We start from the raw sequence: 20,897 nt of genomic DNA, 5'->3' as shown, positions 1-20,897 counted from the left end.
ACCTCAGTCTACATGAACCAACTCTTCCAGTGCGGGTAGTTTTGGCCGGTTGGCGAGACCTGTGTTTATGACATTCAGGATACGCTCGCGTTCAGAGCCGACGAGCGGTAAGCGGGGAGCGCGTACGTACTCTGTACCTAGCCCAGCGGCTGTTTCGGCTAATTTAATGTACTGCACGAGTTTCGGATGAATGTCCAGTTCCAGCAGGGGCAGAAACCAGCGATAAATGGCACGGGCTTCGTCGTAACGGCCTGCTTTGACGAGTCTGTAGATGGCTACAGTCTCGCGTGGGAACGCACAGACCAGCCCGGCTACCCAGCCGTCGGCACCCATAACCAGTTCTTCCATGGCCAGCGTATCAACCCCGCACAGAATTTTGATCCGGTCGCCAAATCGGTTGCGGAGCCGGGTAACATTCGAGATATCCCGGGTCGATTCTTTAACGGCCTGAATGGTCGGCAATTCAACTAATTCTTCGAACATGTCGAGTGTCACTTCGATTTTATAATCAACCGGGTTGTTATAAATCATGATCGGCAGATCGGTGGCTGCGGCAATGGCCTTAAAGTATGTGCACGTTTCACGTTCATCGGCTTTGTAGCGCATCGGCGGCAATAACATTAACCCACTAACGCCCATCCCGGCAGCACGTTCGGCAATGCGGACGGCTTCCCGAGTGGCTCCCTCTGCAATATTTAACACCACCGGAACCTGTCCGTCAACATAATCAACGGCTGTTTTGACGAGTGTATCTTTCTCGTCATTGGAAAGCGTACTGGCTTCGCCGAGCGAGCCACCCAGAATAATGCCGTCTACGCCAGCGTCGAGCTGTGCTGCCAGATTAGCGCTGAATGCAACCAGATCGAGTTCTTCGTCTGCTGTGAATTTGGTCGTTAAGGCCGGAAACACGCCTTGCCAGTTGATTGCCATAGTTGAGGTTGGTTAAAATTAAAGACTACTCACTAACTTACTCAATACATAATAATTTGCATCCGGGATAAGCGTTACTGCTCCCTTGGCTGCCAACGTTTTCCATTGTGCGGTTGGCGCTAGCTGCTTATACGGCCCCGATTCATCGAGACATACGCGCACGGGCATGTCGAATCCAGCGACGCAATTTGTCCAGCGGTATTGAAGACCGCCCGCAACCGGGCGATATTCGAGTACTGGAATTCGGGTGTCGCGCAAATATTGATCGAAAATAGGTTTGAGATTCAGGCCAGTCTGCTGGATCATATAGTCCTCAATTTGCTGAGTCGTAACGGTCTGATGATAGAACGTCTTGTTCATCCCACGCAGCAGTTGCCGCCATTTCTCGTCGTCGTTGACAAGCTGCCGGATGGTGTGAAGCATGTTGCCTCCCTTGTAATACATGTCGCCGGAGCCGCTATGATTAACATTGTAGATACCGATAATGGGCTTGTCGTTCCGGATGTTACCACGACAGCCGATCACGTATTGTGCTCCGGCATCTTTGCCGTAATAATATTCCGTGAACAGATTTTCGGAGTAGTTCGTAAAACTTTCATGAATCCACATATCGGCTACGTCTTTGTAGGTAATGTTGTTGGCAAACCACTCGTGCCCCGATTCGTGGACAATGATGAAATCCCAGAGCAATCCCCAGCCTGTTTTAGATAAATCGCGGCCCAGATACCCATTCCGAAATTTGTTGCCATACGTGACCGAGCTTTGGTGCTCCATACCCAGATAAGGCGTTTCGACCAGTTTGTAGCCGTCTTCGTAGAACGGATAGGGCCCAAACCAATGCTCAAACGCTTTCATCATCTGGGTAACCTGTTTGAATTGTGAACGAGCAGAATCGACGTCGTCGCGCAGGGCATAGAAGTCGATGGAAAGCGGCCCTTTCTCACCCGCATATTTCTCACTCCAGTGTTCATATTGCCCGATGTTCAAGTTTACACCGTAGTTGTTGATCGGGTTGGTTACGTACCAGTTGAAGGTGCGCGTGTGATCCGGATTCGTTATTACCTGCCGTAGCCGACCATTCGAAACATCGGTTAACCCTTCAGGAACCGTCACGCTGATAGCCATCGAATCCGGCTCGTCGTACATGTGATCTTTGCAGGGCCACCACGCGCTGGCTCCCAGGCCCTGGCAGGCAGTGGCAATGAACCAGTTTCCCGATTTATCCCGCGACCAGACCATGCCGCCATCCCAGGGGGACGTTTGGCAATGCGTGGTTTCCCGGCATAATGCACCGTGATGGATTCCGTCTGGCCGGGTTGTTGCCGCTTGGTCAAGTCAACAAAATACGCGTTGCCATCCTGCCGAAATTTGAGCAATTCACCACCCTGTTCAACTTTTACCACTCGTAACGGCCGCTGGAGATCTACCTGCATGGTTTGCCCCGGCTTCAGAACGCGATACCGGATCATTGTAGAGCCGCTAAGCGTGCTATCCGTAGGCTGAACCCGGACTTTAAGATGATAAAAAGCAAGATCCCACCAGGCCCGTTCGGGCGTGATGGAGCCGCGCAGGGTATCGTCATGGGTAAATTCATACTTTTGGGCTGATACCAGAAGTGGCAATGTAATCAGTAGCAGGACTAATGTCAATCGGGTCATAATCGAAAAGACGCTTAACGAGGGCCCGGAGGGCAGTGTTGAAGCAGATAATTGGTGTACAACGTGTGCAGATGTTGCGATGTGCCCGGTCCTTCCGAAATGCTGTGTGTCCGGTTTGGATAAGGCATTACCTGAAACTGCTTATTGTATTTGATCAACTCATTGATCAGCACTTCAGCATTGTCGTAATGGACATTATCGTCGCCAGTGCCGTGAATATAAAGTAGGTTTCCTTTCAGGTTTTTGGCGTACGTAATGGGTGATCCGGCTACAAAATCCTCGCGATTTTCCTGAGGAAGACCCATATAACGCTCCTGATAGATGTTGTCGTAGAAGAGCTGGTTGCCCACAGCGGCAATGGAAATACCCGTTTTGTAAACATCCGGGTATTGAAACAACAGGTGTAAGGTTGTAGAACCACCGCCACTCCAGCCCCACACCGCCACGCGGCTGGTGTCCATATAGGCATGTTGTGCCAATAATTTCTTAGCCCCCATCGCCTGATCGCGGATGTTGATGCGGCCAATCTGGCGGTAAATAGACTTGCGCCAGGCAGCACCTTTCAGGTTGGGCGTTCCCCGGTTGTCGAGGGCAACGTAGATGTAGCCCGCTTTGGCCATATCGCCCACGAACATGTTGTTGCTCCCCACCGAAAAAACATCGTTGACTGTGCTACCGGCTGGTTCGCCATAGACGTAAAAAACGACCGGGTATTTTTTCGTGCTGTCGAAGTTGGTTGGTTTAGCCATCCACCCATCGACCGTAACCCCATCTTCGGTGGTCAGGTTGAAAAAGCTGACGTTTGATTTCGGAACGGGTTTAACCCGAGCAGCAATACTCTCCGATTCAATGACCGGCTTGTGGTCGGGGAGGGTTATCCATTCGCGCGCTGGGGGGGTCTGGTAGCTTGTAAATGTGTGCGTCGCCAGCCGGCCGTTGGGCGAAATCGTATAGCCGTGCGTACCGGCCAGTCCGGCGGGTGTTACTCGTTCTGCTTTTCCCTTCCCATCCAGACGAGTGCGGTACAGATACCGCTGATTGGTATTTTCAGGAGACGCGATGAAGTAAATTTGATTACTTGCTTCGTCGATGTGGCTAATTGACGAAATATCGTAGGAACCGGGCGTTAGCAAAACCTCCTGTTTGCCATCGGCACTAACGCGGTAAATATGCCGCCAGCCATCTTTTTCGGATACCCAGACGAACGCTTTGCCGCCGTTGAGCCACTCCCAGCCAGCAGGGCCAGCAGGATTCCAGCGGTCTTTGCCATCGATCCAGGCTTTGTCTGTCTCCGTTGCGATGAGATTGGCCGAACCGTTGGTTGGATTGCAAATAAATAACTTACTCTCGTTCTGTTTACGGTTCAATTGCTGGACAATAACAGCGTCCGTATTCGGGAACCACTCCATACGGGTGAGGTAGTGCTGCTGCGGATCGCCGGGAATAGCCAGCCAGCTGGTGGCTCCGCCAGTTGCTGCCACGATCCCAATCCGGGCAGGAGAAGGGTTCTCGCCAACTTTAGGGTATTCAACGGGGACGATGTGCGAATAACTGGAGTCAGTTGTATTCAGCATCAGGTAGTCCCTGATTCGGGTGGCGTCAATTTGCCAATAGGCAATGTGTTTGCTGTCGGGACTCCACCGAAAACCGTCACGGCAATCGAACTCTTCTTCATAGGCCCAGTCGAAGGTTCCATTAATACGCTTGCGTGTGCCATCGGTCGTGAGTTGGGTTCGCTTACCCGTTGCCAAATCGTCTACGAACAGATTGTGATCGCTGACATAGCCTATTTTCTTGCCATCCGGAGAAAATTTCGCGTACATCAACGATTGAGCGGGTAAAGCCGATGCACCGGAACCTGCACCGAGTTGCCGGAGTTGGCCACTTGTCCGGTTCAGCAAGTAGTAATCGCCCCGTGTGTTGTATCGCCAGACCCGTGCGGTGTTCGTAAAAATCAGAAGCTGACTGCTGTCGGGTGTGAACGCAAAATCCGTAATGACCAGCGGTTGATCAGAACCTGACTTACGGAATTTGTCTTTCGTGATTAATGGCGTTTTATGGCCAGTACGAATGTCGGTTTTAACCAGGTCGCCCTGTTCGATTGATGCGTAGGCATTGCCATCCGCTGACCAATGGGTTTGACGACCGGGGATCTGAGCCAGTGAAAGGGATACAGATAAACCAAGCCAGGCTGTCAGCAGGGTTTGGCGAAATGAAAAGGGTGATGAAGTCACGAAAAAAGCAGCTTGTTTCGGTTAGCCAGTAAAGTTACACGAAATTCAGTATGCTGCCAGAAAAGAGGCTCTATTCAACGATAACCGCCGTGCCATTGGCGCTAACCATGAGCATAGCACCGTTGCTACCGATGGTCTGATAATCCAGGTCGACACCAATCACTGCATTGGCTCCAAGCCGGGTGGCCTGATCGATCATTTCCTTGATAGCAATACTTTTTGCTTCGCGGAGCGCCTGTACGTAGGCTCCGGAGTGGCCGCCAACTACATCCCGTATCGTAGTAAAGAAATCCTTGACGAGATTCGCGCCGATAATGGCTTCCCCGTTGACCAGACCGACGTATTGTGTAATTTGTTTGCCTTCGATGTTAGGAGTAGTGGTTATGAGCATTGACAGGAAGCGATGAGTGGTAAAGATCGTAAATATACAGTTGTCTGTTTATTCAACTGCGTGTTTCACGCCAATTAATACATAGACGGTCGTAGTTCAGGCATCAATTGGCGTGAAACGATCAATATCCGGACTGGCTGGCTGGCAAGGTAGTACTATTCCAAGTTATATATTATACGTACTAGTCATGAATGTGGCCAACTTAAACCGATAAAGTTTCAAAAACTTTATCGGTTTAAGTTGGCCGAGCAGTAGTCACAAGTTCAGTATTGGGCAAGTAGGCTGTCACGCTCTAATGGTTTAGTTACCAGTACAATACGATCGGATGACGATGGCTCAATCCGGAATATCTCTGTCTGCTTAGCTGATTGGGTGCTTAGCTCAATAGCATATACGCCATACGGTAAGGTTGACATATCGAACCGGCCGAAAAACTTGTTCTTGGTGACGTAATTATCATACACAATTTCTTTGCTTTTTACGCTAAAAAGCCGAATCCGAAGGGCTTTGGCGTTCTGCTTTTCAACGCGAACATTGATGGCCGATCTGTTTTTATCCGGAATGATTATAGCCCGGAAACTGACTGGATCAGTAGTGAGAAAAGGGTTTCCCGCAAAGGTCTGGGCATAAAGCGAAGGGGAGGCCAGAAGTAAAAGGCCAAAGAGCGCCCGGCCGATGCTGGAATACCAGTATCGGTTTGATGGAAATAGTCTTGTTTTCATGGTGTGGATAGTTTTGAGAATGCTTTGTTTAAGCGTAGCATCCTTATTTAGAATTTATTCTACAGACATTGTCTGGTTTCTTAATGAGTCGCTGTTAGTCAGGACTTTGGCAACAAGCGTAGCAATTAATTTATCTATGTGATCAGGCTAGCTGTAGATCAGTAAGCTATTGCCAATTTAGCCCTGTTGAATGGAGGGAATCGTGAAGCGAACCCACAGCGAAGCCATGCTCATAGACTCCTTAACGTCGGTCGTATTGCGTAATATGGCTGCCTTAACGTTGTGCTGTTGCGGGTTAATACCCTCAGGACTGTGTTCAGTTTAGACCCGTGCCAAGGTTATTAGGGACAACAGTAGAAACCGTGGCACTGGTCTGAACTGAACAACAGCGTATTCGTATTAAATGAAGCGTAGTATAGTTAACGTTCCGAAACAGTACCGGGCGGCACTGTTTCGGAACGTTGAGTTTATTGGTAGGCGAAAAATGAAGGAATCCGGGCGTTAAAATTGAAAATAGATAAACGATCCGCTACTTTTCTGGGTCAGAATAACCAGAATCAACATGGCTGCCCAGCCCAGACTGATTGCCCACCAGGGCAGGCGTTTCGACAACTGTACCAGCGAACTATTGCGCATAAACCAGTGACAGCCAATCAATACCACGGTGATGATACTGACGGTCAGAATGGCCAGATTCGTGAGCATGGTCGCACCATTGGGAATGATGCCAAACATGGCAAGCAGGAGCAACATGGCTCCTTTAAACGTAGGAGCCCTAAAAAATACCCAGGTTATATTGACCAGAAAGAGTGTCAGCAAGGCGAGGCCAAATCGGGTGAATGAATTGGAAATGGCTATTGGTGGAATAACCGAAGCCCGGCTAATCATCGAGCCATCGACCACCAGCTCAGCCACTTTCGCACGTCGGCGGGCCGACCAGTCGCGCCATAACCGTTCGATGCACAGAAACAATCCGTGTAATCCGCCCCACATCACAAATGTCCACGATGCTCCATGCCACAGACCACCGAGTAGCATGGTAATCATCAGGTTAACGTATGTTCTAACCGATCCATGCCGATTGCCACCTAACGGAATGTAGAGGTAATCGCGCAGCCAGGTCGAGAGGGTAATGTGCCACCGGCGCCAGAAATCAGAAAAACCAATGGCTGCGTAGGGATAGCGAAAATTTTCAGGCAAAACAAAACCCAGGCATAGCGATACGCCGATGGCACAGGTCGAATAGCCCGCAAAGTCACAGAATATCTGCCCTGAAAAGGCTAGTACGCCCATCCACGCGTCGAGTGTCTGTACCGGGAACGGCAGCGAGAAAATCAGATCGGCCGTTTCGGCCAGCAGGCCATCGGCTATGGTGACTTTCATAAATAAGCCAAGCGATAGCAGAAATAACCCCCAGCTTAGTTGTTCGGCCGTTGCCCGACGTGGTGTTTTGAACTGAGGAATCAGATCTTCAGGGCGTACAATCGGCCCCGCAACCAGGTGCGGAAAAAAGGTTACGAATAGGGCAAAGTTCAGGAACGAGGGTTCAGGAGCAAACTTACGACGGTAGACATCCAGCGTATAGGAGAGTGTCACAAACGTGTAAAACGAAATGCCGACCGGCAGGATAATATCGGGTTTAGCTGCCTGAAAAACGATACCTACGGCTGCTAATAAGGCCGTAAAATTCTCCAGCAGAAAGCCGCCATATTTAAAATAACTCAGCATGCCCAGATTCAAAACGAGGCTAACCGTTAGCAGGAGTTTCCGGCGAAGAAGACGCTGTTCGAGCGAAATCAGCCGGGCCATGTAGAAATCAACCACGGTCGAGAGCCATAACAGCAAAATGAACGGCGGATTCCAGAGAGCGTAGAACAAATAGCTGGCCAGCAGCAGATTGATCTTTTTTGCCCGCCACGAAAAAGGTAAATTATGCAGCCCTAATAGTACAGCAAAAAAGATAATGAATGTGTAGGAATTAAAGACCATGAGTTGAGTGCGCTATAGAGATGACATATTTTTTTTAGTCGGGTTGAACGAACTTCGGGGGATCGACCAGCTCATTTTTTTCTCAATAATCGGAATCAGATCTTCCGTAAAACGAACAGCATCTTTGGGCGTCAAATGTGACCATTCCGGGCAGTGAAAACCAGTGAGAGCTGGGTAGTCTTCGAAAAAAATGCCGGGTGTCTTTGTGTGAGCCAGGAGTCGATCCCAGTACAATTCACGAGGGAACATCTGTTTTTCGATCTGGCGAAAAGGGCCATCCGACGGTGTTCGGATAAACACAACCTGACCACCACGCGCCCGAATCTGATCGACCGACTGCTTTGTCGAATTGAGTATTTCCAGCAAAGGAGGTCCGGCAATTGCCTGTTTGGGGCTATGTGCTCCAATATCCAGCCAGACCGCCTTTACCTTATTTTGAATCGTTGTATCGGCCACAAATGCATCAGTCATTTTCGTTTGCCGGTCAATATCGATTACTGCAAACTCAGGCGGGAATTTTGGGCCGCCCCAGGCACCGGGTCGGGGTGGAATCGGCAGTAAATTCAGCAGCGGATTCAGGGCTAATCGCTCGGCATCCAGGAACAGGAAATTAGTCTCCAATACACGATTGATCTGAAAACTAATCTGTTGAGACAATGACCATTTAGGATAGGCTGTAACCCGATTAATTGCCTCTTTTTCTGGAAACGAACCGGTTGGCGTAAAAAACAGCCCTTCTGTTACGTCGATTAAGACCGTTCCTTTGAAGTCTTTGTCGTTGCCCAGATCGGTCAGCATGGGGCGAGGTGACGTGCCGACCATCGATAGCTGAATAGGTTTTTGGCCGGTTATTCGTTCCCAGGTGCTCAGATCCAGGTCGAATTTGATGCGCGACGAGCCGATCAAAACAGGCCGTGCCGGACTGCTCTGGTAAATCAGTTTCCGTTTACTGGCCCAAAGACTTTCGTCATCGTTGTAGGATAATACGTAGTTCTCGTGCCGCCAGTACAGTTCCCAGCCTACAATGAAGGCTGATACGAGCAGCAGCGTAAGCCAGGCTGCTTTTGGATAATCGGTTGTTTTCATGAGCATGGTTAATAAATAGAGAATAAAAAATGTCGATAGCGTTAATTGGCCCGACGGGTCTCGTCATCAGAGCCGGTACGCCGTTGACGCTCGCCCTTCAGCTTCTGGTTGCCAAACGAATAGGTCAGGTTCAGCAGGGCAATACGTGTGTCGAATGTCAGAACGCCTGCCTGTCGCCCATTCACCGTTTCGACAGATGGGCGGAAACGATTGGTATGAAACACATCCTGCACACTGAACTTAAGCTTGAGCGATGACGAGACAGTTTTTTGCACGCCAGTATCCATAGCACCAAGCCAGGGTGTGCGCCAGATACCGTTTACAGCGGGCGTACTGATCCATCCATTGAGTTCGGCGGTCCAGCCGTGGCCCAGCGTAAACGCATTGTTGCCGTTCAGCCGCCCTGCTATGTTCTGTACCTGCAGAACGGTTCCTTCGTAGTCATATTCAAAGCGGTTATAATAGCCCAGTACATTGGTTTGTAGCTGCCAGCCTTTCACAACGGTCAATGGCCAGCTCAAGGTCAGGGTGTAGCCCTGGGCACTACCCAGATTTTCCGTTGTGACGTAGGTTTTATTGCCTTCCAGGGCATGAATCGTAAAGAACATCAGGTCGGTTGTGTAGTTGGCTCCCAATGACCCGAACAGGCCGTTTTTTAGACTTAGCTTGCCTTCCAGCGCGTGCGTAAACTGCGGTCTCAGGTAGGCGTTTCCCTGGCTATAGGCGTATGGATCGACATACCCCCGCGCTGGATTCAGGTTCTGGTAGTTAGGCCGGTCGATCCGATAACTATAGGAAAAGGTAAACGTCTGGTTTGCCGACAGGGGCCGTGACACAAACAGACTCGGAAACCACTTTAAGTAATCCCGAACCACAATTTGGTTCAGCGTTAGTGAATTGCCTTCTGAATGGGTGTGCTCGGTTCGTAAACCCATCTGGACATCTGACTTGCCCCACTTCCCCGACACGCTGGCATAAACCGCATTGACACGCTCGGTATACTGAAAATGGTTCGATAGTGTAGGGTCAGGCATCAACACTCCATCTGGGCCGCTGCTCAGGCGGAGATCATTGTCGGTTTGTACCGATGCACTTTTCAGGCCGGTTTCCAGTTTCCATCCTTTCGATAGTGGACGGTTATAGTCAGCCTTCACCGTACGGATGTCCACTGTAGAGGGCTGTGTGATCAACAGCCCGCCCGTTGGTGGATTGACGTCGGTGGTGGCAACAAGTGTTTCGGTTAAGAGGCTGTTCGAATATTGACGATTAAAATGGCCAATATCGAAGTCGGCCGATAGCTGACCGCCCTTTTCGCCGAACGAATGTTGCAGATTGAGATTGCCAATCTGATTTTGCGAAACCGTTGAATACGTTTTTTCGGTCGATGTTTGCAGGTAAATCGGTTGACCATCACCCCGCCGGAAACTTGCCCCCGCCGGTCCATGTTCGTTATGATCGCTCCAGAAACCCGTCCACACCACGCCTATTGTTGTCGTTTTAGACGGCGAAAAATCAAGCCCTGCTTTAGTATTCTGGCCCAGGTCGCGAAAAATCAGGTGCGTATATTGGCTGACCACATTCCGCCGTGCCGGATCAGTCGCACTGGGATCAGGCTGATTGCGATCCAGCTTAAAATCCCAGTAATTACCGCCCCGGTTCAGGCTGTAATTACCAAACAGGTTCAGTTTAGACGTGCGGTGATTGAATTGCAGGCTTCCCCGTTCGCGATCAAATTGGCCCGTGCCGCCAGCCACTGATACCGAGCCATTGGTGCCAACGCTGTTATTCTTTTTGAGCCGAATGTTGATAATGCCCGAATTTCCAGCTGCGTCATACTTCGCCGAAGGATTCGTAATGAGCTCGATTTTCTCAATATTGTCACTCGACATGCTCCGCAGCAGCGCAATGACATCCTGTGTCGAGAGATAGGTCTGTTTTCCATCGACCTGAACAATAACGCCATCTTTTCCCCGTAGCTGGAGCCGCTCGTTTTGATAGTCTACCGTTACACCCGGCGACTTTTCGAGCACTTCGAGCGCTGTACTGCCGCTACCCACAATACTGTTGGCAACGTTGATGACCATGCGATCGAGTTGCTGCTCAACGAATGGCTTTTTGGCCGTTACCTGTACTTCGGCCAGTTTACCCGTAATTTCAGACAAGGCCAGCGTCGGAACATCGGTTGGTGTATTGCCGACTTCCAGGATCACTGAATGCATTTTCTGATAGCCAACGGCTGTAGCCCGCACGATATACCGCCCAATCCGAACATTCTCAAAGGCATATGCTCCCCGCTGATCACTGGCAGTGCCTTTGGCAGTACTCGAATCACGGGCGTTTAGCAAGGCCACACTCGCATAGGGCAGGGGTTTGCCCACACCGTCGCGAATGGCTCCTGTAAGTGTTGTTTGTCCGGATGCCTGGCTAACCAATAAGCTGATTATGGCAAAAGTCCATTGTGCTGATTTCATGATGATTAGGTGTGGATAAACGCTTCCTGTCAGGATGGCGCATGGATTTGTTTACTCCTGAAAACTGTGCGAATGATCAGCTCTACAGTATGTACCAGGCAGGTACTGTATAAAACTGAGATCGTAGAGAGGTCGATCGTGTAGATCAGAATCCTTATGCCGATTTTACCGATCTAAGGATTAATTTCTCGACCCGGCCTTGCTTATAGAGTGGTTTTATTCGCTTGCTCATTTTTACGAGCGATACCTATGTTCAGCGAAGGAAAGTATATGTTCATAATGGTGTGGTTTACGTGTGCTTAATCCATTCAGTAAATGGATTTTTTTGTTTTCTGATGAGTCGTTGAAAATCAGGTTGTTGGTAACACGGCTGTTCCAGCAATGCACAGTAGAGCTACGACAATTTGGCAATTGGCCAAAAGAAAAAAGGAAATGACAGCTACAACGCTACCGGCCAGGCTCAACAAAGAGCTTGGAAAGAGCAATTGGATTAAGTCATTACAAAACAGAAGAGCCTTAGCTCGACAAGGTGTTAGGAGCCTGAATCGTTATTCGCGAAACCAACAACCATTTCAGGTTTTGGAGAAGGTAAAGACCACTCAGCCAACCGGCTACAGCAAGTCTCCAGACAAGAGTAGGCGCCGGCATACTCGTTTAGTTGTAGAATAAAAATAGGTATTTTTACGGATATTTACTGAGTAGTTTGAGCGAACGGTAAGTTCAGTAAACCTATTTATGAAAACCTACCGTTTACTCAATAAATTGGAACTTTGATAACTTAATTATGGATGTTTATTTTTATTAACATACTTATAGTCAGACATTTAATCGGATGATGATCCGATTGCCACGCGAACTAAATCAGCTCAATTTGACGTGTCTTTGTGGGTGATTCACCACCCTGTTATTTCTGAAGCTTACTCATTCAGAGCGGTATCATTACCAATCAATTTCCAGGCGTTGTCGAAGAAACCTGCCTGCTTTATACTTTTACTGCCGGTCTTTAGCATGTCCAGACTGAAAATCATAAAATCAGGGAAACCGCTTGCTCCGGCGAAGTATTGATTCGCGGAAGCTGCTTTCAATCCTTTCAGGCCTGTTCCTCCAATCACGGCCACCGACGCCATGGGCGATCCTTTGATGGGCCAGACAAAATACGTGGCCAGATCGTCGCCTTGCCAACTCTGGTTCCCTGCGCGAATCGAATTGTGCTCGACCTGAATTGGACAGTCATTTAAAAGTAATTTCCAGGCAGCATTTGTGCTGGCGTTACCGAAGACAATAATTCCCCGGTCGGCATATTTCTGGAGCGAAAACTCTTTATCAGCTATAATGTCGACAGCACCATTGCCCCGATAATACCAGGTTTCGGCATCATAGCGGGCTTTTTGGCTGCTCCACTCGTTTTCTTCTTTGGAGCCAAGTGTACTATACACAAAAACCATTCGGTTTGTAAAGGCATCTTTGAACGTTCCATAGCGATGCGGACCTTTTTGAGCTAAATCGGGTTGTTGAGCGATCAGCCATTGACCATTTTCGCGACGCAGAAATAAACTATCGTGTGTGCTTTTCGTCGTATAATCAACGGCAGCCATCCCGTCGAGTGTGAGTTTGATGCGGGTATTTGCGCCAAAATCAGCCAGCTTTAGTTTCAGCAGATGGACGTTCTCAGTCGAACCCGTAATCGTGGCTTTCGTCCGATTGAGTTTTATTCGACTGTATTGCAAGGGCTGATTTTGCTGTTCGATGGAAGCCCAGTAATAAGCGGACGAAATCCCTGGACTGGACGTCATAAAATCAATGGCATTCACCGTCGAATCGACGGGTCGCTGATGCCATTTGAAAAAATCGAATAAGGGTTTCCAGTCTACACTCTGGTCGCCAAACCAGTGTTCGCCGTTAGGATACTCATAATAACTCAGATCTGAATGAAAATTGCCCAATAGCTTCCGCATCTGGCGCGCATACGTTACGGGCACTGTTTTATCGGCATCGCCATGAAGGACATAGATACCCAACGGTTTATAGTTACTAACCAATTTTAGTACATCGCTCTGATTGCCCGCCCGCAACAACATACGCTCCATCGGATTATTGCTGCTATCGGGAATAACACCGTCGGCCGAACCGTATTCTTTTAAGGTCGGATAGCCCGCACAGGGAGCGATACCTGCCCATTTATCAGGGTAAGTCACTCCCAGAAACCAGGTACCATGCCCTCCCATCGAGTGCCCGGTCAGGTAGATGTGTTGTGGATCTGGTTTAAATCTGTTTTTGGCGATCGACAGCACTTCCAGTGCATCCAGTCGTCCCCAATCTTCCCAGTTGAAGCCACGTGGACGCCGGTTCGTAGCCGCCACTAAGGTGCCCCAGTCCTTGGGTTTATAGGCTCTGGCCTGACCAATTGCTTCGACACCAGCGCCATGTACGGAGAGAAACAACGCAGCATTCGTTGTGTTGGTGGAAGACTGTGGTGTAACGGCGTAATATTGCAGACTGCCATCGATTGTACTGATAAAGGTGCTGCTGTATGACTCGCCGGGAGCAACGGCCTCAACAGTCACCTTCGATTCGTCGATGGATTTACCCTTTTTGACCAGCGTAATGGCGCAATCATACTTGCCTTTGGTGCTCACACCACTGCCATCAAACGTAAATGGAACCTTTCGAATCGATAGGGCCGGAATCGATGGGAGGAGCGAGGTAACTTCTTTCCCTGCCAGTTTACTCGTTAGCTGCAAACCTGTTAGGGGCTGATCAGACGTATTGACGACAACCACGCCCCCCTGCAAGTTCGCGTTCTGACCTCCCGGAACGATACTGGGAAGCGTAGGATCATCGGTATTGAACAAAACCGATTTTTCGGGGAACGTCAGACTGGCAACGATCGCCATGCCGCGTACATAAAATTCGTTGAGGCCTTTTTTGAGTTTTACCGGTAAGGCCAGATAGCCCATACTATAGGCATCGCCCATGTGTAGTTCTCCATTGACATACACATTGCTGTTGCCTTTGATATTTAGCAGAGCCGTTTGCTCTTTGGGAGAGGAGTAGGTCAGGTAAATATAACCACCGCCATTTCCAATACCTCCCCGACTATTTCCGGGTATAATTCCTGGCCCGGCGGGACCACCCTGTCCACCTCTAAATCCATTTCGACTCCGAAGCCGATTCAGACTATCGGCTACAATTGGCTGCCATTTTATTTCCTGACCTTGTTCAGTTGTGCCGAATACCGATCCTTCCGTTGGCTGTTTAAGCGTATTTGTATAGAGCTGGTAGGCTAGTGGGTCCATATAAATGGCTTCCCGACCATATCGGCTCCCCGTGTTGGCTAGTAGACCTTTGGTGAACTGATAGACGTTTGGCCCTGATTTTAGCGTAACGGGAACCTGTGCCTGTATGAAGTAAAACGTAGAAAACAGGAGGCCGATGGTGTTTATTAACCTATGCATGTTGAGAAGTATCAATCAATCTCTGAGGTAGATTCTGAACGGTAATACTACAATCAGGGGGAAGATTTTACAAATAAAACCCATTTTGCCGCCGATTTAAGCCAGTCAAAATGCCGATGGCCGCAGTATTTTTGCGGCCATCGGCAAAAAAATAACCCATACAAATGCTTAGCGGTTTCTACAGAAAACGAAAACCTGCCCACTTATTTCTTAGCTACTTCGGGAGCCATTTCCAGTTCAATGATTGTATCGGTGGCATCAGCTGAAGGGCCCGAATTCATGGTTAACACAATGCCTTCGGGCGTTTGAACGACCTTAACCGGGCTCTTGTCGGCAAACAGTTTAGCCGAGCGGATTTTGCCGGATACGGGCGGGAGCGTTAGCTGGCGATCTTCCCAGTTGAGGATATGGACAAAAACGCGGTTGCCTACGGCTGTCGTGACACCCCAATCCCTGGCAGGAACCGGTCCTCCGCGCGTACCATAGATGGTTTCGCCATTCTTCTGCATCCACTGCCCCACTTCGGCCAGCGTTTTGACAAATTCCGACTGAATTCTACCATTGGGCATCGGTCCAACGTTTAGCAGAAAATTGGCATTATGACCGGCGGCCTTCACCAGGTACTGCACCAGATCTTTTGTGCTTTTATACCGGTTGTCTTTGATGTTGAAACCCCAGGCCCCATTCATCGTTTCGCAGGTTTCGAGCGGCAGCTGCCCAATGACTGACTCTCCGCTAAAACCAGTCTTGTTTTGCCCCGGCAGGTCTTTCTCAAACATCTGGAAATCTTCGCCGGGGAACGGGGCAACGTGGTGGTTATTGCCAATTAATGCGGCAGGCTGAAGCTTGTGAATGAGGGAGTAAGTCCGATCGAGTTTCCAGTCGACAACGGTTTTATGCGGATCATTTTTATCATGGGCCGACTGATCCCACCAGCCATCGAACCAGATGCCACCAACAGGACCGTAGTTGGTCAGCAGTTCGGATAGTTGCGTATCCATGTAGGTGAGGTACTTATCGAAATCACCACTTTCGGGGCGGCCTGCTGTTTTACCGGTCTGACCGCGGGGAAGTAGTCAGGATGGTGCCAGTCGAGGTGGGAGTGGTAGAAAAACAGTTTGATGCCCTGCACACGGCACTCATCGGCCAGTGCTTTCAGCACATCTTTTTTGTAGGGTGTTCGGTCAACGATGTCGTAATCAGACACTTTGGAATCATACATCGCAAAGCCATCGTGGTGCTTGCTCGTAATAGTGATGTATTTCATGCCCGCATTTTTAGCCATAGTAACCCATTCTTTGGCGTCGAAGGCAGTGGGGTTAAAAAACGTCGGGAGTTTTTCGTAGTCTTTGATCGGAATCTGCCGCTGGTTCATCACCCATTCTCCATCGCCCAAAATACTATAAACACCCCAGTGAATGAAGAGACCAAATTTATCGTCCTGAAACGCTTTCCGGGCAGCCAGATTGTCGGGCGTTGGTTGATAACTGGTTTGGGCTAATGGCTGGCTGAACAGACCGAAAGACAGAAGTAGAATGAATAAAATACGCATGCGTCAGAAGAATTACAGTTACGTTATACAGAATTTGTTGACTTTAAAAGAAATGGGCTAATGGCTTTTACTATAACAATAACCGCGCAATCAATTCATCCTACTCTTATGACACTTCGTTAATAGGATTTTACGATTCAACCCGATTGCCCCTGTCGATCATCTGTAGCCCCGATACTTTTGTTTCGAAACTGAAAAAAACTCAAGCAGTAGAAACAAATAAACATGATGAAATTAGGTCGTTTACTCACATGGGCATTAGTACTGGCAATGCCACTCTGGTTCGGAAGTTGTAAGAAAGAAAATGGCGGTGGTGATGTCGTGACGCCAAATTCGGTAGAAGGAAGCTGGAAAATTTCCGGCATGAAATTGAAACAGGGCAACCAGACTGAAGATTACCTCGAACTTATTAAGCAATATGTTGGTGCTGACGCGATTACCTGCCTGACCGACAGCAAGATTACGTTCAACAGCAATGGTAAAGTGACGGGCGTTGCCTCACCAAAATGTCAGTCGGGCGATGCCGACGATTTCAATCCGGCAACGGATAACTCAACCTGGAAAGTGACGGGTGATAAATTGACAATTACTGACAGCGACGGTCCACAGGTATATGATTTGACCGTGGGTGGTAACACAATGACCTGGAGCGTTACCGAACAGGATGATCTTGATGGCGACGGGAAAAACGAAACCTACACAACCGTCATCGAATTTAAGCGCGCATAAGGCATATTCTCTCTTTACTGAAAAAAGCAGTCCGTTCTCAAATGGGCTGCTTTTGTGTTTAGTCGGCGGTAGATTCAGACCTTTGACCAGCATCGTTTGCCGTAGCACGAACTGAGGCTAAAGGCCTGAGATCGATTGTGTTGGCCGAATAGAATTTGACGTTGGTTTTCACTTGCCTGAGAATTAAGTTACGTTTGTATCTCATCTTTAGCGATACAGAAAATGGCTGTTGTTTGTGGGAATTCACTTATGAATAGATACAGATTACAGCGCTGGTTTGGTTGTATTCTTGGTCTGTCTGTAATAGGGTGGCTGGGAAGTTGTAGAAAAGATGACGGTGACGTTATAAAAGCTTCATCAATTGAAGGAAACTGGACTATTTCGGCCTATAAGGTAGACCCAGCTGTGGATTTGCTGGGAAATGGGCAAAAAACAGCCGATTTGTTCGTCTATTACGGTGCCTTTTTGGGAGATGATGTAATTAAATGCGTCAAGCAGGCAAAAATTACGTTCAACGCTGGAGGGAAAATAACGACTACACCAATTGCTTCCTGCTCAACCGTAAGAGAAGGACCCATTGAAGATGGCTCTACCTGGACATTGACCGGGCCAAAACTGACAATAACCAATAGCCGTACTACGAAATCGTACGATGCCGTAGTAAGCGGTAATACGCTGAAAATGTCTAAAGCAGAAAGTGATGATTTTGATGGTGATGGGAAACTAGAGCCTGTTGTATTTATTCTGGAACTGATCAGGTTATAAAATCAGGGCTTACGCTGAGAGCTGACAAACGTATAAGCGAAGTACGTTTATAAAACGACTGGTAGCCGGTTTCAGGCCCTATTCCAGGCAGTCGTACAAGGTTGAAATATAGTGTTCGAGATAAACGGGAACAACTTTCGTTTTATACTGTAGAATGTAACGCGGGTGATCGAGCGTAACAATACGGTCGAAGAAATGCTGCTGGTCGTTCAGGCGACGCAGATACGTCTCGTTTTTGCGCCCCAGGCACACGGCTACCCGCCTATCGTAGCCAAAGTTGATCTGCGTTCGAACGGTTTCAGTAATCGCGGGCCAGAGTGCTTCGGTTGTCATTCGGTCATCGTAGAAATTGTAATTTTTCCCTGATTTGGTCAAGGCGAGCGGAAACAGAGAGGTCAGAAAGAAACGGCCATAAAACGCTGTTGCGCCACCAAAGGCTTCGACAACCTGATAAATAAACCGGCTTGAAAGTTCGGGGGTATCGGGCAGGTTGTTGTCAATACCACAATACCGGCGGAGATTCTGGGGTGTTGTGAACGAAATCCCCGTTACACCCGCACCAAATCGGCCAGGATTAATACCCAAAACGAAAATGCGGGGCCTGTTATCATGGAAAAAACGGCTGTAAAATTCGCTGACCAGATGCTGCACTACCGGTTCCTGATACGGATTCATAACGCCAATGTCGGGTGGCAGATTGGTGGGAGCAGCAAGCGAATTGTAATAAGCAATGGCTTTATCGGCGAAGTTGATCATTGGTGGGAATAATAGCTATAACAGATGAACGCGACCTCGCCAATAATTCGCTCCGCTTCTGGTTGGGCGATGCCTTCTACAAATATAGACAGCAAAAACGGCTTAGTCTGATTGCCCGATTTTGCATACACAACACCAACGTCACCCCGGACGTTGGTCAGCGTGCCGGTTTTGTGCGCTACAACCGTTCCTTTTGGCAACAAACTGGGGATCGTCTTCGTATCTTCGTTTTGCTTCAAAATATCGATCATCTGATCGCAGAGTTCGGGCGTTGCGACTTGTTTTCGGTAAATTTTCTCCAGCAACTGACCCATTTCCCGCGCTGTCACGTAATTATCTCGGCCTTGCCGGGCAGCCAGCGTATCCATCATGACCCGGTTAAGCTGGCTTTTGGTAAGACCAAGCTGGCGAATGCGCTGGTTGATAGCATCGCGGCCGAGTTCGTTGATAAAGATGTTGGTTGCCGTGTTGTCGCTAAAAACCATCATGAGCCGGAGCATGTCGCGGTAGCTGACGCGGCTACGGTGTGAATAGGTTTTTAAAACCCCATCGCCACCGGTTTTTTCGGAGTCCGTCAGGATATGAATCTCGTCCAGATCGAGGGTTCCGGCTTTTACCCGCTCCATCGCTTCGATCATGATCGGCAGTTTGATCACGCTGGCAGATGGAACCCGTTCATCGGCTCGCTCATAAAATGACAAACTGCTGTCGGCCAATGATTTAGTGGCGATGCTGATGCGGGCGTTTTTGGGTAATCGATGGATATAGGCAGTCAGCGAGTCGGTTAGAGGTTGGCTAAGTGCATTCGTGACCATACTGAGGAACAAAAACAAAGTCGGGAGGAGTGTCCCGACTTTATTCGATACGGCTGATAGCATACGGCTTATTTGATATTCTTCCGACGGTTTCGCTGAAAATCTTCAAACATCATGTTGCCAAGACCCTGCAAGCCACTGTAGTAAGCCCGTCCGTTGTTAACCTTCGTAAACTCCTGCACAAATTGTTTCAGATACGGATCGGAGGCAATCATAAAGGTCGTGATCGGAATTTCCAGTCGACGGCATTGGGCAGCCAGAGTCAGGGTTTTGCTGACAACCTTGCGGTCAAGGCCAAATGAGTTTTTATAATATTTGATCCCTTCTTTCAGACACGTTGGTTTTCCATCCGTGATCATGAAAATCTGTTTGTTCTTGTTTTTCCGCCGACGCAGCAAATCCATGGCCAGTTCCAGCCCGGCCACGGTGTTTGTATGATACGGGCCAACTTCCAGATAGGGAAGCTCTTTCGCCTGAATCTGCCAGGCATCGTTGCCAAACACAACAATATCCAGCGTGTCTTTCGGGTATTTCTGTTTAACCAGTTCGACCAGCGCAAGGGCTACTTTCTTGGCAGGTGTAATCCGATCTTCGCCATACAGAATCATCGAATGGCTAATGTCGATCATCAATACGGTCGATGTCTGTGTTTTCTGCTCTTTTTCGGTTACCTCCAGGTCGCGTTCCATCAGATGGAACTCTTCGACACCGCTATTGATCTGGGCATTTTTGATCGATTCGGTCATCGAGATTTGCTCAAGCGTATCGCCGAATTGATACGAACGGAGATCGCTGCTGAGTTCATCGCCAGTACCTGTGTAGGGTGTGTTGTGATTCCCGCCCGACTTAGAGCGTTTGAGTTTACCGAAAATTTCTTCCAGCGCACTCCGGCGAATGGTTTGTTCGCTTTTAGGCGTCATCACAATGCGACCTTCTTCATTTTCTTCGGTCAGATACCCTTTTTCTTTCAGGTCATCGAAGAAATTGCCAATCCCGTATTTGTCGTCGGTAAGGCCATATTGCCGATCGAGCTGGCTCATCCACGACATAGCCTGCTCTACATCACCAGAGGTAAGCAGCAACAATTGCTGGAAAATATTGAGCAGTTGGTCGAATTTATTGCCTTCCTTCTGTTCGGGTGGTACGTAATCGGAAAATTGAAAGCCTTTCATCAGTAAAGTCGTTTTGTGTCAGTGAAGAAACGTAAAGTAGTACTTCGCTAACGTATCAGCAAGGTATTGGGTCTCGTTGTTCGCTAAAATTGGTGAGAAGAAGGCCTATTTTAGTACTCAGAGAACAGCGAGGTTCACGAATTTGTTCGCTCGGTTGCCGGGACAATGAGTT

At 48.8% G+C, this 20,897-nt stretch carries 15 protein-coding genes and 1 pseudogene; 2 read left to right on the top strand and 14 right to left on the bottom strand.

The window, feature by feature from the left end:
- Positions 1-3: 3 nt before the first annotated feature.
- The 11 genes and pseudogenes from G8759_RS28550 to G8759_RS36235 all read right to left on the bottom strand — a co-directional run bounded on the left by G8759_RS28550 (position 4) and on the right by G8759_RS36235 (position 16,488).
- Positions 4-924: a dihydrodipicolinate synthase family protein gene (locus G8759_RS28550; protein WP_167219323.1), complete on the bottom strand. Its 921-nt coding sequence runs from the start codon at positions 922-924 to the stop codon at positions 4-6.
- Positions 925-948: 24 nt separating this feature from the next.
- A pseudogene (locus G8759_RS28545) lies at positions 949-2,588 on the bottom strand (M1 family metallopeptidase).
- Between the two features lie 14 nt (positions 2,589-2,602).
- Positions 2,603-4,741, bottom strand: a complete 2,139-nt coding sequence (locus G8759_RS28540) for a S9 family peptidase (RefSeq protein WP_167219322.1) — start codon at positions 4,739-4,741, stop codon at positions 2,603-2,605.
- A 151-nt stretch (positions 4,742-4,892) separates the two neighbouring features.
- Positions 4,893-5,213: a heavy metal-binding domain-containing protein gene (locus tag G8759_RS28535; RefSeq protein ID WP_167216081.1), complete on the bottom strand. Its 321-nt coding sequence runs from the start codon at positions 5,211-5,213 to the stop codon at positions 4,893-4,895.
- A gap of 263 nt (positions 5,214-5,476) precedes the next feature.
- On the bottom strand, positions 5,477-5,935 hold the full coding sequence (locus G8759_RS28530; protein ID WP_167216079.1) for a hypothetical protein: 459 nt from the start codon (positions 5,933-5,935) through the stop codon (positions 5,477-5,479).
- A gap of 501 nt (positions 5,936-6,436) precedes the next feature.
- Entirely contained in the window at positions 6,437-7,924 is a 1,488-nt protein-coding gene (locus G8759_RS28525) for an MBOAT family O-acyltransferase (RefSeq protein ID WP_167216077.1), read from the bottom strand.
- A 12-nt stretch (positions 7,925-7,936) separates the two neighbouring features.
- On the bottom strand, positions 7,937-9,010 hold the full coding sequence (locus tag G8759_RS28520) for a hypothetical protein (RefSeq protein WP_167216075.1): 1,074 nt from the start codon (positions 9,008-9,010) through the stop codon (positions 7,937-7,939).
- Positions 9,011-9,051: 41 nt separating this feature from the next.
- Positions 9,052-11,481, bottom strand: a complete 2,430-nt coding sequence (locus G8759_RS28515; protein ID WP_167216073.1) for an outer membrane beta-barrel protein — start codon at positions 11,479-11,481, stop codon at positions 9,052-9,054.
- A 917-nt stretch (positions 11,482-12,398) separates the two neighbouring features.
- Complete coding sequence (locus tag G8759_RS28510; protein ID WP_167216071.1) at positions 12,399-14,936, bottom strand: carboxylesterase family protein; 2,538 nt, start codon at positions 14,934-14,936, stop codon at positions 12,399-12,401.
- A 203-nt stretch (positions 14,937-15,139) separates the two neighbouring features.
- The gene (locus G8759_RS36240) at positions 15,140-15,937 is read right to left on the bottom strand and encodes an alpha-L-fucosidase (RefSeq protein ID WP_262890630.1); all 798 of its coding nucleotides are present in this window, start codon (positions 15,935-15,937) and stop codon (positions 15,140-15,142) included.
- Positions 15,910-16,488: an alpha-L-fucosidase gene (locus G8759_RS36235; RefSeq protein ID WP_262890629.1), complete on the bottom strand. Its 579-nt coding sequence runs from the start codon at positions 16,486-16,488 to the stop codon at positions 15,910-15,912. The genes G8759_RS36240 and G8759_RS36235 overlap by 28 nt, the downstream gene beginning before the upstream one ends.
- A gap of 225 nt (positions 16,489-16,713) precedes the next feature.
- Here G8759_RS36235 and G8759_RS28500 point away from each other — a divergent pair, with 225 nt between their 5' ends.
- Together G8759_RS28500 and G8759_RS28495 are read left to right on the top strand one after the other, a co-directional pair.
- Positions 16,714-17,217, top strand: a complete 504-nt coding sequence (locus G8759_RS28500; protein ID WP_167216069.1) for a lipocalin-like domain-containing protein — start codon at positions 16,714-16,716, stop codon at positions 17,215-17,217.
- Positions 17,218-17,466: 249 nt separating this feature from the next.
- A complete protein-coding gene (locus G8759_RS28495; protein WP_167216067.1) occupies positions 17,467-17,982 on the top strand; it encodes a lipocalin family protein in 516 nt (171 codons plus the stop codon).
- 78 nt (positions 17,983-18,060) lie between these two features.
- On the opposite strand, the gene G8759_RS28490 is transcribed toward G8759_RS28495, so the two are convergent.
- Genes G8759_RS28490 through G8759_RS28480 form a run of 3 tightly spaced genes read right to left on the bottom strand, consistent with a single transcriptional unit; the run spans position 18,061 to position 20,725 of the window.
- On the bottom strand, positions 18,061-18,738 hold the full coding sequence (locus G8759_RS28490) for a uracil-DNA glycosylase family protein (protein WP_167216065.1): 678 nt from the start codon (positions 18,736-18,738) through the stop codon (positions 18,061-18,063).
- The gene (locus tag G8759_RS28485; protein ID WP_167216063.1) at positions 18,735-19,616 is read right to left on the bottom strand and encodes a serine hydrolase; all 882 of its coding nucleotides are present in this window, start codon (positions 19,614-19,616) and stop codon (positions 18,735-18,737) included. Before G8759_RS28485 ends, G8759_RS28490 begins: the two co-directional genes overlap by 4 nt.
- 5 nt (positions 19,617-19,621) lie before the next feature.
- Positions 19,622-20,725 carry a vWA domain-containing protein gene (locus tag G8759_RS28480; RefSeq protein WP_167216061.1) on the bottom strand — a complete coding sequence of 368 codons (1,104 nt, stop codon included), beginning with the start codon at positions 20,723-20,725 and terminating at the stop codon, positions 19,622-19,624.
- Positions 20,726-20,897: the final 172 nt, after the last annotated feature.

Origin of the sequence: Spirosoma aureum (assembly GCF_011604685.1) — a bacterium.
Classification (GTDB): Bacteria; Bacteroidota; Bacteroidia; order Cytophagales; family Spirosomataceae; genus Spirosoma; species Spirosoma aureum.
Note: the sequence above shows the minus strand (reverse complement) of the source record. Positions and strands in the feature narration are given on the sequence as shown.